This window comes from Enterobacter sp. UPMP701 (assembly GCF_053709515.1).
Genome location: NZ_JBSKJN010000003.1, coordinates 475,889 through 491,136, shown reverse-complemented (window position 1 = coordinate 491,136; position 15,248 = coordinate 475,889). Strand labels below are relative to the sequence as shown.

General features: G+C 54.6%; 13 protein-coding genes. 4 read left to right on the top strand and 9 right to left on the bottom strand.

Annotated elements, in window-relative coordinates:
* Positions 1 to 6 precede the first annotated feature (6 nt).
* The 5 genes from bglB to flhB form a co-directional block, all read right to left on the bottom strand.
* A complete protein-coding gene (gene bglB, locus ACWKXT_RS11150; protein ID WP_454532457.1) occupies positions 7 to 1,146 on the bottom strand; it encodes a beta-galactosidase BglB in 1,140 nt (379 codons plus the stop codon).
* A gap of 4 nt (positions 1,147 to 1,150) precedes the next feature.
* Positions 1,151 to 2,734 (bottom strand): MFS transporter, encoded by a 1,584-nt coding sequence (locus ACWKXT_RS11145; protein WP_454532456.1) that lies wholly within the window; start codon positions 2,732 to 2,734, stop codon positions 1,151 to 1,153.
* Positions 2,735 to 2,997: 263 nt separating this feature from the next.
* Positions 2,998 to 3,390 carry a flagellar protein FlhE gene (gene flhE, locus ACWKXT_RS11140; protein WP_454527787.1) on the bottom strand — a complete coding sequence of 131 codons (393 nt, stop codon included), beginning with the start codon at positions 3,388 to 3,390 and terminating at the stop codon, positions 2,998 to 3,000.
* Entirely contained in the window at positions 3,390 to 5,468 is a 2,079-nt protein-coding gene (gene flhA / locus ACWKXT_RS11135) for a flagellar biosynthesis protein FlhA (protein WP_454527788.1), read from the bottom strand. Before flhA ends, flhE begins: the two co-directional genes overlap by 1 nt.
* Positions 5,461 to 6,609, bottom strand: a complete 1,149-nt coding sequence (gene flhB / locus ACWKXT_RS11130; protein ID WP_041909432.1) for a flagellar biosynthesis protein FlhB — start codon at positions 6,607 to 6,609, stop codon at positions 5,461 to 5,463. The genes flhA and flhB overlap by 8 nt, the downstream gene beginning before the upstream one ends.
* 501 nt (positions 6,610 to 7,110) lie before the next feature.
* Between flhB and ACWKXT_RS11125 the strand changes: the two genes are divergently transcribed.
* From ACWKXT_RS11125 to ACWKXT_RS11110, 4 genes are read left to right on the top strand one after another with little or no spacing between them, the layout of a single operon-like run.
* Positions 7,111 to 7,686, top strand: a complete 576-nt coding sequence (locus ACWKXT_RS11125) for a fimbrial protein (RefSeq protein ID WP_454532455.1) — start codon at positions 7,111 to 7,113, stop codon at positions 7,684 to 7,686.
* 42 nt (positions 7,687 to 7,728) lie between these two features.
* Positions 7,729 to 8,505, top strand: coding sequence for a fimbrial biogenesis chaperone (locus tag ACWKXT_RS11120; protein WP_454532454.1), 777 nt, complete (start codon positions 7,729 to 7,731; stop codon positions 8,503 to 8,505).
* Between the two features lie 9 nt (positions 8,506 to 8,514).
* Positions 8,515 to 11,070 (top strand): fimbria/pilus outer membrane usher protein, encoded by a 2,556-nt coding sequence (locus tag ACWKXT_RS11115; RefSeq protein WP_454532453.1) that lies wholly within the window; start codon positions 8,515 to 8,517, stop codon positions 11,068 to 11,070.
* The gene (locus ACWKXT_RS11110) at positions 11,060 to 12,223 is read left to right on the top strand and encodes a fimbrial protein (protein ID WP_454532452.1); all 1,164 of its coding nucleotides are present in this window, start codon (positions 11,060 to 11,062) and stop codon (positions 12,221 to 12,223) included. Before ACWKXT_RS11115 ends, ACWKXT_RS11110 begins: the two co-directional genes overlap by 11 nt.
* Positions 12,224 to 12,271: 48 nt before the next feature.
* Here ACWKXT_RS11110 and cheZ read toward each other — a convergent pair whose 3' ends face one another.
* Genes cheZ through cheR form a run of 4 tightly spaced genes read right to left on the bottom strand, consistent with a single transcriptional unit; the run spans position 12,272 to position 15,246 of the window.
* Positions 12,272 to 12,916 (bottom strand): protein phosphatase CheZ, encoded by a 645-nt coding sequence (gene cheZ / locus ACWKXT_RS11105; protein WP_023312251.1) that lies wholly within the window; start codon positions 12,914 to 12,916, stop codon positions 12,272 to 12,274.
* 10 nt (positions 12,917 to 12,926) lie between these two features.
* Positions 12,927 to 13,316 (bottom strand): chemotaxis response regulator CheY, encoded by a 390-nt coding sequence (gene cheY, locus ACWKXT_RS11100; RefSeq protein ID WP_008500431.1) that lies wholly within the window; start codon positions 13,314 to 13,316, stop codon positions 12,927 to 12,929.
* A gap of 17 nt (positions 13,317 to 13,333) precedes the next feature.
* Positions 13,334 to 14,383, bottom strand: coding sequence for a protein-glutamate methylesterase/protein-glutamine glutaminase (locus tag ACWKXT_RS11095; RefSeq protein WP_014884341.1), 1,050 nt, complete (start codon positions 14,381 to 14,383; stop codon positions 13,334 to 13,336).
* Positions 14,380 to 15,246: a protein-glutamate O-methyltransferase CheR gene (cheR, locus tag ACWKXT_RS11090; protein WP_014884342.1), complete on the bottom strand. Its 867-nt coding sequence runs from the start codon at positions 15,244 to 15,246 to the stop codon at positions 14,380 to 14,382. Before cheR ends, ACWKXT_RS11095 begins: the two co-directional genes overlap by 4 nt.
* Positions 15,247 to 15,248: the final 2 nt, after the last annotated feature.

The window sequence follows — 15,248 nt, the reverse complement described above, 5'->3', positions numbered from 1 at the left end:
TTCTTATCAAAAGTATTTCCGCAAATATTCCGTTAAACAGAGAATCGCCATCGCCTGTCCGTACGGCATTGAGGTCAGCGGGATCTGGCGATAAAACTCAAGATCGCTGCCCATGCCCGTACCGAACGACGTTTGCAACAGCTCGCCTTCCGGTGAAATATTTTTGACGATACCGCGAATCGCTTTTTCAGCAACGTCCGCATATTCAGGCTCAACATAGCGCTTACGCACCGCTTTCAGGATCCCGTAGGCAAACCCGGCCGTGGCGGATGCCTCCAGGTACGAGCTCGGATCGTCCAGCAATGTATGCCACAAACCGCTTTCGTCCTGACATTGTGCCAGCGCTGCAACCTGCGTATTCAGCACCTGCACCAGATAACGGCGCACGGCGTTATTTTCAGGCAGATCCACCATTTCGAGGAAGTCGGGGATCACGATGGTGATCCAGCTGTTGCCGCGCGCCCAGCGGGCACGGGCAAAGTTATGGTTGCCGTCGTAATTCCAGCCGTGGAACCACAGCCCGGTCTCCCGGTCCATCAGGTTCTGCACGTGCAGCAGGAACTGATACACCGCCTCTTCAACGTACTCCGGTTTGTTAAGCAGCTTGCCGATTTTCGCCAGCGGCAGCACCGTCATCATCAGCGTGTCGTCCCACATCTGCTGATGATTCTCTTCCGCCAGTGTGATGTGCTGCATACCACCGTGGTTCGTACGCGGCATCGCATTCATCGCCCATTCCGCCCAGTTCTCAAGCCACGGTAGCCAGGCCTGATTTTTGGTCTCTTCGTAGCGATAAGCCAGCGTCAAAAACGGCGACATGGTATTCACGTTTTTAGTAGTCGCGCCTTCCGCAAAGCGGTCGGCAAACCAGCTGTCGATAATGTTGCGCATCCCTTCGTCGCCTGTCTGGCAGTAGTACTGCCAGATGCCATACAAACCGACGCCGTGCGTCCACTCCCATCCGGCCCAGCCTTTGGTGTCGATCACGCGCCCGTCGTCCAGCCGCAGCAAAAATTCACCCGTTTTGTCGTGGATATTGACCAGGTTGTGCGTCACTTTTTGAATCAGCGATTTCAGCTCGTCCCGGGCGATAAAACGCTCTGGTTGACGTAATAACGGGCTATGTTTGACAGGCCAAACTTTCATGATCTTAACCTCTGTTGTATGTCGAATTCAGTACCGCGCGATCTTTAAGCGAAGGTGCAGCAGGCTTATTGCGATTCAGATAACCGATGTTGTTATTGCCCCACAGTGACTCATAAGGCATACCGGCCAGCATCTCGACGGTGGCGCGGGCGTGTGGCGTCGCAGATTCAGGCATCGCATGTCCACACGCACGCATTTTCGCGGTCTCCTCGCGCAGCGTGCTGTGGGTCTGCAAATTAAGCCTGAAGCGCAGGGAAACGAGAAAACCGCAGAACAGCACCAGGATGGTGCCCACGCTCAGGATCATCAAAATGGTATGGCTCACTTCCGCAGGCTGCACTTTCTGACCGCTGACAAAGCCGGACATTTGCATCACGATGCCCACCAGCATCACCGCACCGGCCTGTGACGCCTTACGGGTCAGGGTCATGATGCCCGCGAAGATCCCTTCCCGGCGCTGGCCGGTGATCACTTCATCCACATCTGCAATGTAGGTATAGGTATTCCACGGTACGTAGTTGATACCGCCGCGACCGAGGCCCGCCACCGCAGAGATCAGCAACAGCAGAGAGTAAACGTCGCTCAGACCCGCGTAGTAGAGCACGGCGTAAGAAATGGATGCCAGACCAAACAGCACCACCACCATGCGGTAAGACGGCGCAGGCCCGAAGCGAATGCACAGCGGGATCATCCCGATTACGGCCAGGAACTGGAAGATGGCCATCGTGCCCAGCAGGTTGGACGCCATAGAGGCTTCCTGCATCAGTACGAACACCACGTAGTAGGTGAACACCGCGTTAAAGACGTCCTGCGCGATGTACCCACCGAGGTACATACCCAGATGCTGGCGGAAAATCTTGATACGCAGCGTCGAGCTTAACTCCACGAACAGACGGTTCAGGCTCTGCCCCAGCGTCAGCTTCTTCTTCTCCTCTTCGGCACGCAGCGCCGCTTCAGACCACTCCTCACGCGGGCGCTCCCAGGTAAAGAACCAAACGAAGGTCAGCATCAGCGCGCAGAGCACGGAGAAAACCAGGCTTGCGTAGAAGAAGGAAACCGCATTGTCTTTCCCGAAATGGGTCAGCAGGATCCCCGGCAGGAAGGAGGCCAGAATGGCGGACATCTGCGCCATAGAGATACGCGCCCCGGAGAACTTGGTTTTCTGTTTGAAGTCGTCGGTCATTTCCGGTACCAGCGTTTCGTACGGCACCAGAATCATGGTGTAGACAATATCAAACACCAGATAGGTCAGCAGGTAGTACCAGAAATTCATGTCCCCCACCCACATCAACGAGTAGCTGAACACGCAGGGAATACCCAGCAGGATAAAGAACTTACGGCGACCAAAGCGCTTCCCAGGCCAGGTCGTACCGAAGTTATCCGTCAAAAAGCCCATTAACGGGCTGACAACAGCATCCAGCACCCTCGCAGCGGCAAAGATGAAGGTTGCTTCAATCGGTGTGAGTCCACAGAAGGTGGTATAAAAATACAAAAGCCAGGCCGCCGTCAGGGCGGTAGTACCCGCCCCGAGAAAATCGCCTGCCCCGTAAGCAAGATAATTTGCGAGTCCAATTTTACGTGTTTTCATTGCCGTCAACCCTAATCAAATTTGGGAGACTCCCTGCAAGTAAGACTCATCGGGGAGTTTTTACACGGCTACAGTAAATGCAACGACGTCCTGATACCTTTCTGTTTCTGCCATCACGAGGAGGGTGAATGGCAAAAATGCAAAGAGGCGCGTCACGCGTGTCACTAATTTATAAAACAGCGTTTCTTTTGCATCAAAAGGCGAGGTCAATTTTGCGAGACAGCCATCAGAATTGACTGATGGCTGGTGAAAAAGGCAGGCAGCTAGCGGTAGTTGACGATGACAGAATTACTCTGCACCTTCAGCGCCGGGATCAAACGTCCTCCGCCCGGCACTTCCCAGATAAAACGCAAAGGCTCAATGGCAGGAACACCGTTGAACGCCTGCGTTGTACCATTTTCACCGTCGATTTCCGTGCAGCGGCTCTGTGAGCAGAGGCGCACCCGCAGTCCGGCTGGCGTTGGGCCAATCAGCTTGTAATTCCACACCACGAGACCCATCTGACCGGAAACCCCTTCAGAAGGCGACAGCGGATTAGAAGACATGGCGACACCACGGTTGCTGAGGGTCACGCCCATGCTGCTGGCCTGCCAGCTCCCTTCCCCGGCAGCCTGAGCCGCCAGCGGGAAGAGCAGAATCCATAGCCATTTACCCATTATTTTCCTCCAATCGTCGCGGTCATGCGGATATGACGGTTATCCGACAGCTCCAGATTCGACAGCACAACCAGCTGGTTCAGGCTGCGGCGCAGGAAGCGCGACAGCAGTGGACGCAGCGCGTGGTTAACCAGCAGCACCGGCGGCGCGCCCAGCATCTCCTGACGCGCCAGCGCCTCCTGAGTTTGCTCCAGCAGACGATCCGCCAGGCCTGGCTCAAGGCCACCGCCGCCCTGCAGCGCCTGCAGCAGCAGGCGTTCAAGCGGCGTATCGAGGCCAATAACCTGTACTTCGCCAGTGCCCGGGAACCACTGCTGGGTAATTGCCCGCCCCAGCGCCACGCGGACCACCGCCGTGAGCTCGTGCGGATCGCTTTGCAGCGGCGCGTGCTCGGCAAGGGTTTCCAGAATGGTGCGCATATCACGGATCGGCACTTTTTCCTCGAGCAGGTTTTGCAGCACTTTGTGCAGCGTGGTTAACGTCAGCACGCCGGGCACCAGGTCTTCCGTCAGCTTCGGCATCTCCTGCGTCACGCGGTCGAGAAGCTGCTGCGCTTCCTGACGGCCAAACAGCTCTGCCGAGAATTGCCCAATCAGGTGATTAAGGTGGGTCGCCACCACGGTACTGGCTTCGACAACCGTATACCCCTGAATTTGCGCCTGCTCTTTCAGCGCGCTTTCAATCCAGATTGCCGCCAGACCAAAGGCCGGATCGACGGTTTGCTCGCCCGGCAGCGTGCCTGCTGCGGTGCCAGGGTTAATCGCCAGCCAGCGGCCCGGGTAAGCATCGCCGCTGCCAATTTCAACACCCTTCATCAGAATGCGGTAGCGCGCGGGCGGCAGATCCATATTGTCGCGGATGTGAACCACCGGCGGCAGGAAGCCCATGTCCTGGGCGAATTTTTTACGGATACTGCGGATACGGCCTAGCAGCTCGCCATCCTGCTGGAAATCCACCATCGGGATCAGGCGATACCCCACTTCCATTCCCAGGGAATCTTCCAGCTGAACGTCGTTCCACGTCGCCTCTACGGCCTGGTTGTTCTCCGGCATTTTCACCGGAACCGGATCCGCTGCTGGTTTGGTCTCACGGCCACGCATCCACCAGGCCAGGCCCAGCAGCCCTGCCGTGAACAGCAGGAACACAAGGTTTGGCATCCCCGGCACCAGGCCGAGCAGGCCCAGAACCGCAGCAGCCAGCAGCATCACGCGCGGGTTACTGAAGAGCTGGCCAACCATCTGCTCGCCAACGTCCTGATCGGTACTCACGCGGGTCACAATCACACCCGCCGCCGTGGAGATCACCAGCGCCGGGATCTGCGCGACCAGACCGTCACCAATGGTCAGCAGCGTATAGCTTTCCGCCGCGCGGCCCATGTCCATACCGTGCTGCAGCACACCTACCAGCAGGCCGCCGACCACGTTAATCACCATGATCAGAATGCCCGCGATGGCATCACCGCGCACAAACTTACTCGCACCGTCCATGGAGCCGTAGAAGTCCGCTTCCTGGGTCACTTCCGCACGGCGCTTTTTCGCCTCATCTTCGGCAATAAGCCCGGCGTTCAGGTCGGCGTCGATCGCCATCTGCTTGCCCGGCATCCCGTCCAGCACAAAACGCGCGCCCACTTCCGCGATACGTCCCGCACCTTTGGTGATAACCATAAAGTTGATGATAACGAGGATAACGAACACCACGATACCGATAGCGAAATTCCCGCCCACCAGGAAGTGGCCGAAGGCCTCGACCACCTTACCCGCCGCTGCCGCACCGGTGTGGCCTTCCATCAGGATGATACGCGTGGAGGCCACGTTTAGCGCCAGGCGCAGCAAGGTGGTAAACAGCAGAATGGTCGGGAACGCGGCGAACTCCAGGGTGCGCTGGGTGAACATCGCCACCAGCAGCACCATAATGGACAGCGCAATATTGAAGGTGAAAAGCAGATCGAGGATGAACGCCGGAAGCGGCAGTACCATCATCGACAGAATTAACAGGATGAGAATCGGCCCGGCAAGGATCTGCCATTGGGTCGATTTCAGGTTGCCGGGGAGGCGCAACATTGCCACCAGATTAGCCATCAGTGTCCTTCTCGTTCATAAAATCCAGCGCGGCAGGCACCGGAAGGTTTTCAGGTTTCACAGGCCGTTGACCGCCAGCCAGACGCCAGCGCTTCAATTGCCATACCCAGGCCAGCACTTCCGCTACCGCGGCGTAGAGCTGTCCCGGGATCTGTTGTCCGATATCCGCATGGCGGTACAGGGCTCGCGCCAGCGGCGGGGCTTCCAGGATCGGCACGCGGTTTTCGGTGCCAATTTCCCGGATGCGCAGCGCAATCAGCCCCGCCCCTTTCGCCACTACTTTCGGCGCACTCATTTTGTTTTCGTCGTAGCGTAGCGCCACGGAATAGTGTGTCGGGTTGGTAACGATGACGTCGGCCTTCGGCACATCTTCCATCATGCGGCGACGGGCGGCGGCACGTTGCATCTGCCGGATGCGCCCCTTCACGTGCGGGTCGCCTTCCATCTGTTTATATTCATCACGGATATCCTGACGCGACATCCGCAGTTTCTTGAAGTGGGAATAGAGCTGGAAGATCACATCAAAACCCACCATCGGGATAATACTGAGCACCACCAGCAGCGCGCAGAGCCCGACCAGGTTCAGCGCATTGCTCATCGCGGTAAGGGGCGACTCGCTGATAAGGCGCATCATTTCCGGCCAGTGGTACCAGAGGAAAAAACCTGCGGAACTGCCCATCAGCACCGATTTGAGAATGGCCTTGAGCAACTCGGCTCCGGTTTGCGCAGAGAACATTTTTGCAATGCCAGGCAGCGGGTTCAGTTTCGAAAATTTGGGTTGCAGCGATTTCCCGCTAAAAACCAGGCCGCCCAGCATCACCGGAGAGACGAGCGCCACCAGCACCACGCCAGTGATCAGGGGCAACAGCGCAACCATTGCCCCTTTTATCAGCTGAATAATCTGGCTGAGGATAAGATTAGGGTCGTTGACCATGCTGTGGTCAAAACGTAAGCCGGTGGACAACATTCCCGCCAGTTTACGGGCGAGCGACTCCCCACCCCACCAGATAATGCACACGCCTACGATAAGGATCAGCAGGGAGGTCAGTTCTCGGGATCGGGGGATCTGCCCTTCCTCACGCGCTTTTTCAAGTCGGTGGGGTGTGGGGGCTTCCGTTTTGTCGTCGTTCTCTTCTGCCACAGTGCATGCTCAGCCCATTACGTCTGGGGTATCATGCCATGTTGGCAAGTCGTCAATGGGCAGATAAGACCCTATAAGCGGGTCTTTTTACACACTTTGAGAACAGCCAGCACAGATGAGCGCTGAGAAAAGGGTATAAATAATACTCAGATGGGATTTGACAGTCAGTTTCAGAGATGAAAAATTATTAAAAATGCATTTAGCAAAATTTAAGTACATATTCACCCCCAGAGTTTTTGGTAAAAACATCATCAAAATATGCTTATTTTTTCGCTCGCTTGGTTTCATAAATGATAAAAATATGTAAATTAGATAATCGCAGCATATCAAACATTAAATTCAATTAATTCAAATGTCATTATTAATAATTTACAATATACAATATTATTCTTGCCCATCGCTTACCTAATGAAAATTTCCCGCTATACTCCTGCACGGCGTTAATCGAGAAATATATCAAGTTGCATGCCAATTTGTTTTCAATTTAAGGAGTTTTTGTAGATGGATTTCAAAAAAAACATTTTTGCGGGCGTGACGCTGGCTGCCATTTCAATGGGCAGCTTCGCTGCCGAAATGAATGCAGGGACGATCCACTTCACGGGGGAAATTATTGAACCTAGCTGCACGATCCAAGGGGACAGCGGCACAGACAGTACAATTCCGCTTGGCACCTATCCGGTATCACTTTTTACAACAGTCGGAAAAGAAACAACGCTGACTCCATTTTCTATTATTTTGGCCAACTGTCCATTAAAAAGCGACGGATTGCCAGCAGTTCAACTGACCTTTAACGGTCCAACCACCTTGACCAAGACGAATACATTGCTTGATGTAAGCAAGATCACCTCCTCAGGCGAAACCGCCGCGACAGGTATTGGCGTTGCTGTCAGCCCGGTAGGTAAGGATACTCAATTGATCACCATGGATGGTGCTGAAGAGCAGGTCTACATTGAACTGCCCACCAAATCGACTGATACCATCCAGGCGGATTTTAACGCCCGCTATAAATCATTTGATGCTAAGGTAACCGCCGGTCCAGCGGATGCTGATATGACGGTGAATATTTTATATCGCTAATAAACCACCGTTTACCATTCAGCACACATATGTTTTTACGCCATGACATTTAAGGCGTCATGTTCAGATAATAGTCCGAATTCGGACTATTATCGTTCATTCAACCTGCTTTATTTAGGGGTTCCCATGCGCACATCAATAAAACTCTTATTATGCCTTCCCGTTATTGCAAGCACTTTCTGTCACGCCACGGGTGTACAAATCGGCCGTACTCGCATAATTTACGATGCCGCGAAAAAGGAAATTGCCCTGCCCTTACAAAATAGTGAAAAAGAGCTGCCATGGTTAATTCAGTCCTGGACGGATACCGGGGATGGAAAAACACGCGGCCCGTTTATCGTGACGCCACCACTCTTTCGTCTCGATCCGCAAAAAGAGCAAAGTCTGCGAATAACCTGGAGCGGTAGCCCGCTGCCTGATGATAAAGAAACATTGTTCTACCTTAACGTGCGTACCGTACCCGCCACCCCTGCAGATGATGCGGGTAAAAATGTTCTGCGCCTGATTTATAAAACGCGCCTGAAACTCTTCTGGCGCCCTGTCGGGCTTAGCGGTTCGCCATCCGAATCATGCAAGAACCTGCGCTTCGTTCGCCATGGTCAGCAGCTTACCGTCATCAACGACGGCGCATTTTACAGCATTTTTGATTCTCTATCGCTGGGTGCGATAAAGGTAGAAAAAGCCGACATGGTGGGACCGAAATCCAGCGTCACCATCCCGATCTCTGACAACACACAAGGAACGAATGTCAGCTGGCGTTGCATCACCGATTACGGCAACGCTTCCCAAAAATACACTTCCAACCTGGTGCAGGATTAAACAATCACAATGATTACAGGACGTAATTCTTTGTCCGGTCAGCGGTTCTTTCGGCTAAGCCCACTCTCCCGCTACCTGGGCAGCATTATGATCATTATGAGCTGCTCCACGAATGCCCGGGAGTACCGCTTTTCCCCCTCCTCTCTGGAAGGGGATATGTTGACGCAACAGGATATCGATCTCTCACTCTTTTCGAAATCGAATGCCCAGCTGCCCGGTACCTATCCCTCAAGTGTGATGATGAACGAACGCAGGCTTACCGACGCAAATATCACCTACGTCAGTTCACCTGAAGGACCTCTGGTGCCACAGCTGACCCCCAATATGCTGCGTGCGTGGGGGATTAATATCGATCGCTATCCAGAACTGGTTAAGCTTTCGGCCGACGAGGCGCTGCCAAACACACTGGGCAGCTATATTCCGCTGGCATCTGCACAGCTTGATTTCTCGACGATGACGCTGAAGCTGAGTATTCCTCAGGCAGCGTTAAAAGGTAATGGCCGCGATTATGTCGATCCTTCGCGTTGGGACGACGGGGTGCCAGTTTTGTTCAGCGACTATTCCTTTTCAGGATCACAAAATAAAGACAGCAACGACAACAGCAGCACAAACCAGTATCTGAATTTGCGAACCGGGGCGAATCTTGGCGGATGGCGCGTGCGCAACTACTCCACGTGGAGCAAATCGGATGACGATCGCCATTGGGATACCATTAACACGTTCATTCAGCATGACGTTGATATTTTAAAGGCTCAGTTCACAGCAGGTGAGAGCAGTACCCGCGGCGAAGTGTTCGATAGCCTGCAGTACCGGGGGGTAAACCTGGCGACGGACGAAGAGATGCTCCCCTATAGCCAGCGCGGCTATGCGCCGGTGATTCGCGGTATCGCCAGCTCAAATGCCGAGGTCTCCGTACGCCAGAACGGCTACCTCATCTATCAACAGAACGTCGCACCCGGCGCGTTTGAGATCAACGACCTCTACTCCACCACCAACAGCGGCGATCTGGAAGTGACGGTGAAAGAGGCCGATGGAACCGAGCATCACTTTACCCAGCCCTACTCCAGCATCGCCGTCATGCAGCGCCCGGACCACCTGAAGTATGAACTTACGGCAGGACGTTATCGTTCAGACAGTGGCACCGATCAAAAGGAACCCGACTTTGTTCAGGGAAGTATGATCTACGGCTTAAATAACCTGCTTACCTGGTTTGGCGGGCTGACGCTTTCGAAAGACTATAACGCTGCCAACACGGGTGTAGGCGTAGCGCTCGGGCCGTTGGGCGCGCTGTCTGCAGACGTCACCGTGGCAGATGCGCAACTTGACGACGGTAGCGAGCATACCGGTCAGTCATGGCGTGTGCTCTACTCCGGTAAAATTGACTCTACCGATACCAACTTCACCCTTGGCAGCTATCGCTACTCCAGCCGCGGATATTACAGTTTTGCCGACGCTAACCAGAAGCTTGACGGTCACGAAGACGATTTGATGTTTAACTACAACAAGCGCAACCGTATCCAGGCCAGCATCAGCCAGAACATTTCCGCCGTAAGCGTGTATCTGAACGGTTATCAACAGGATTACTGGGGAACGTCCAAAAAAGAGCGCAGCGTATCGTTAGGTCTTAACACCGTTCTCGCTGGAGTGAGCTATCACATGGCTTACACCTACAGTAAAACCAACGGCGAGGATTCCGACCGTATGGTCTCCTTCGGCTTTAGCATACCGCTCTCGCGGTGGCTACCCCGCGCCTGGAGCAGCTATAACATCAGCAATACTAAAAATGGCTATACACGACAAAATATCGGCGTCAACGGGACATTGCTGGATGACGAGAGGCTGAACTATTCACTGCAGCAGAGCCATTCAAATCACGATGGAGAAGACACCAGCAGTGTATATGGCACCTACCGTTCACGATACGCCAACCTGAACGCGGGATATTACGCCTCTTCTGACAGTTCTGAGCAGCTTAACTACGGCATCAGCGGGGGGATTGTTGCGCACCCGCACGGCGTGACGCTGGCGCAACCGCTGGGTAGCCAGTTTGCCATTGTTAATGCCAACGACGCCGCCGGTGTTCGTTTCCAGAACCAGCGCGGTATCCAGACCGACTGGCTGGGGAATGCCGTTATTCCGTCCCTGACGCCTTATCAGGAAAACTACATTCGTATCGACACGGCCAGCCTGCCTGAAAACGTGGACAGCAGCGATACGGCTGCCACCGTGATCCCTTCACGTAACGCGGCTGTCGTAGCAAACTTCGATGCACACGTCGGCTACAGGATGCTGGTCACACTGATGCGTCCAGACGGCCAGCGCGTACCTTTTGGCGCCATAGTCACCAGCACACTCCCCCCTATGAGCGGCATCGCTGACGATACCGGTACCGTATACCTTACGGGTGTCGGCGAGGCAACGCAGCTTACGGTGAAATGGGGCAACGGCCAGGACCAACAGTGTGTCTCCAGTATTTCGCCACAGACCGATGGACACACTGAAACGCCTAACGGAATTCGCTCGCTTAGCGTGCTATGTCAGCAGGAATCATCACATGCTAAATAATATAAAGAAACTCGCCACGACGGCTTCACTGGCAACGGCTATGAGCCTGGTGTTCACGGATTCATGTCTGGCCGTCACGGTACTCAAAAATTGTTTCGGCGCACCACAAACGTACACGATCTCATACGATCATGAATTCACATCGACCGAGAATATTGCAAATCAGGATTACGATGTCCCCGGCCATCTGGTAGGCGCGGGTTCCGAGATGGATGCAAGCTGTACATGTCCAGGTAATGTGTTTTCATCGAGTATGATCTACGAAAAAAGCTACGCTGGCAGCCCACTCAACCCGGGTACGAATGGTTATGGCCGTCTTACCGATAAAATAGATGCGGATATCACCGGCTATGCTGACGCGATCAATTCACCAGACGGTACCTCTTTAACTGCCATACCCATCAATGAGTACCCTACCTCAAGGGGGAATATGTCCTTCGTTCTGGAATCGAATTTATCGAAAACAGAAGGCGAGAGTACCGTCTGCAGCAGTGAGACTCAGCCTTCAGGCGCTGCAACAATAAAGCGTAAATTCCGCTGGAACGTTGTTGCAGTCATGCTGCACGTCAAAAAACCGATCCTTGGCGAAGAAATTATCCCGCAGACGCTTATCGCGCAGAACTTTGCCTGCCTCTATATTGGCACCGGTGGAAGCTGCGACGCGGTTGAGGCAGAGCAGGTGTCAGATATCTGGTTCGGCGGTACCCTCTCCGCACCGCTAAGCTGCACAATTAATGCGGGCAGCACCATTGAGGTAGAGTTTGGCAGCATTGTCAGCAAGCAATTCACCAGCAAAGGGCAACCTCCGCAGGGATATACTATTAAAGACGTTGATATTGCCTATCACTGCGACGATAACGCGGTGGGCAACAACGATCGGATAAAGCTCACACTGTCTGCCGACCAGGGTGTGGTGGATAGCAGCACACCTTACATCGCTAAGCTACTCGAAAGAAACGATCTGGGTATTCGGGTGTACGATGATAATAGCCAGAATGTCGCGCTGGATGGGTCCTACGAATTTCCTGTCATCATGGACGAGCAGGGAAATGGGGTTGTCAAAATTAAGGCCGTGCCGGTAAGCACAACAGACGCCAGCCCCTCACCGGGCCGCTTTGAAGGTAACGTGACCGTGAAAATGGATCTGCGCTAACCGAAACACCCTCAGGTTGACACCACAACCTGAGGGTAATCACAGTTATCAGAAACCGAGGCTGTCCAGCAGATCGTCCACCTGGTCCTGGCTTGCCACCACGCCCGCTTTGCTGGCGTCGAGCTGTGGACCATTGAGCAGGCTTTCGTTCTCGCGTTTTGGACGGGCAGCCGGTTCCGGGATGTTCTCCAGCAGAACCATCAGCAGCTGGCGCTCAATCTCCTGGATAACATCCATCATGCGCTTAATCACCTGACCGGTCAGGTCCTGGAAATCCTGCGCCATCATGATGTCCAGCAACTGGGCGTTGGTGAAGCTGGTGTGGCCCGGCACATCACCCAGGTACTGACGGGTGTCCGTCACCAGCTCGCGGGCATCCGCCAGCTCGATAGGGTTCTCAAACCACTCATCCCAGCGTTTGCTCAGCGCTTTCGCACCCTTTTCCATCGCATCCTGGTGCGGCTGTGACGCTTCAACGCTGTTCAGCGCACGTTCCGCCGCTTGCGCGGTCATCTGCACCACGTAGTCCAGACGATCGCGTGCGTCTGGAATAGCTTCCGCCGCTTCGGCAATGGCCTGATCCAGTCCCAGCTCGCGCAGGCTGTCACGCAGCATGCGCGTCAGGCTGCCGATGCGGACGATGATATCGCTCGGCGAGTGTTCTTCAACGGGTTTCATAGCAGGTTGCAACATTTCCATCACCTCACATGCCGAGTTTCTCGAAGATCTTGCCGAGCTTCTCTTCCAGGGTTGCTGCGGTGAATGGCTTCACCACATAGCCGCTTGCGCCTGCCTGTGCAGCAGCAATGATGTTCTCTTTTTTCGCTTCTGCCGTGACCATGAGCACCGGCATCGAGGCCATACCCGCGTCTGCACGAATGGTTTTCAGCAGTTCCAGACCGTCCATGTTTGGCATGTTCCAGTCGGAGATCACGAAACCAAACCCGCCTGCCTGCAGTTTGTTCAGCGCATCAACGCCATCTTCTGCCTCTTCAACGTTGTTGAAGCCCAGCTCTTTCAGCAGGTTGCGCACAATGCGACGCATGGTGGAAAAGTCATCCACAACCAAAAACTTAAGCTCTTTATCCGCCATAAAATAATACTCCTGAGTCAAATACGTATTGCCTGTCCGGCACTGATTTTCGCCAGCATCTGCTGGCTTACCTGGCTAAGATCGACCACTTCGCTCACGCCACCCATATTGATGGCCTCGCGCGGCATGCCGAACACCACACAACTTGCTTCATTCTGCGCAATCGTCCAGGCGCCAGCCTGGTGCATTGCAAGCATTCCGGCGGCACCGTCGTTGCCCATCCCCGTCAGGATCACCCCAACAGCGTTGCGCCCCGCATGTTTCGCCACCGAATGAAACAGCACATCCACCGACGGACGGTGCCGGTTAACCGGCGGTCCGTCATGAATTTTGATTTGATAGTTAGCGCCGCTGCGCGCCAGTTCCATATGCTTGTCCCCCGGCGCGATATACGCATGACCCGGGAGCACACGCTCGCCGTCTTCCGCCTCTTTCACGCTGATCTGGCACAGCTTGTTCAGGCGTTCGGCGAAGGAACGGGTAAAGCCAGGCGGCATATGCTGAGTGATCAGAATACCCGGACTTGAAAGCGGCAATGGCTGGAGTACATGACGAATTGCCTCTGTTCCTCCGGTTGACGCCCCAATGACCAGCAGTTTTTCCGAGCTGAGTAACGGTCCGGCCTTCAGGGTTGCCGGCGCGGCCATCGGCTTGTGGGCCGCGAGCTTTGCGCGCGATGCGGTACGGATTTTCTCAGCGATCATCTCGCTGTACGCCAGCATCCCCTCGCGAATACCAAGCTGCGGTTTGGTGACAAAATCCACCGCCCCCAGCTCCAGCGCGCGCAGGGTGATTTCCGAACCTTTCCCGGTCAGGGAGGAGACCATCACCACCGGCATGGGACGCAGTCGCATCAATTTCTCAAGGAAATCAATGCCATCCATGCGCGGCATTTCGACATCCAGCGTTAGCACGTCGGGGTTATATTTTTTAATTAAATCCCGCGCTACCAGCGGATCTGGCGCAGTGGCCACCATCTCCATGTCGCTGTGGCTATTGATGATTTCAGTCATGATCTGACGCATCAGCGCTGAATCATCGACAGACAATACCCTGATTTTACTCATGCTTTTTCCTTACTCAGCGCATATACCGTTTGCCCACGCAGGCTAAACTCACGCGCGAGGTTGCTGAAGTTTTCCGAGTGCCCGGCAAACAGTAAACCGTCAGGCTTGAGCAACGGAACAAACCGACGCAGAATGTCCTGTTGCGTCGTTTTATCAAAATAGATCATGACGTTACGGCAAAAAATGGCGTCGAACGGCCCCGGCACGTTGTACTGCTTATCCAGCAGGTTTACGGGCGCGAATTCGACGCAGTTCGCCAGCTCCTGGCGTACGCGTACCAGGCCTTCATGCGGGCCTGTCCCGCGCATGAAATAACGCTGCAGCTGCTGCGGCGACAGTGTTTTCAGCTCGTCCTGGCGATAAACGCCGTTACGCGCCTTCTCCAGCACCTCGGTATCAATATCGCTGGCGTAGACTTTCCAGCGTCCCGGCGCCATCCCCAGCGTGTCGGCAAGGGTGATCGCCAGTGAGTACGGCTCTTCACCCGTCGAAGCGGCCGCACTCCAGACGCGATACTCCCCGGTGCGCCGGCGCGCGTGCTCGGCCAGGACCGGAAAGTGGTGAGCTTCACGGAAAAACGCCGTCAGGTTGGTGGTTAACGAGTTAATAAAAGCCTGCCACTCCGCACTGTTCTGGTTCGCTTCGAGCATGCTCAGATAGCGGCCAAAATCATCCAGCCCCAGCGTACGCAAGCGCCGCACCAGTCGGTTGTAGACCATGTCCCGCTTATGATCCGCAAGCACGATCCCCGCACGCTGGTAGATTAACTGACATATCCGACGAAAATGCGCGTCGGACAGCGCGAGGCGCTGTGTCATCTGCAACAATAATGACGTTTGCCCAGGGGGCATTGGTGATGTCATAG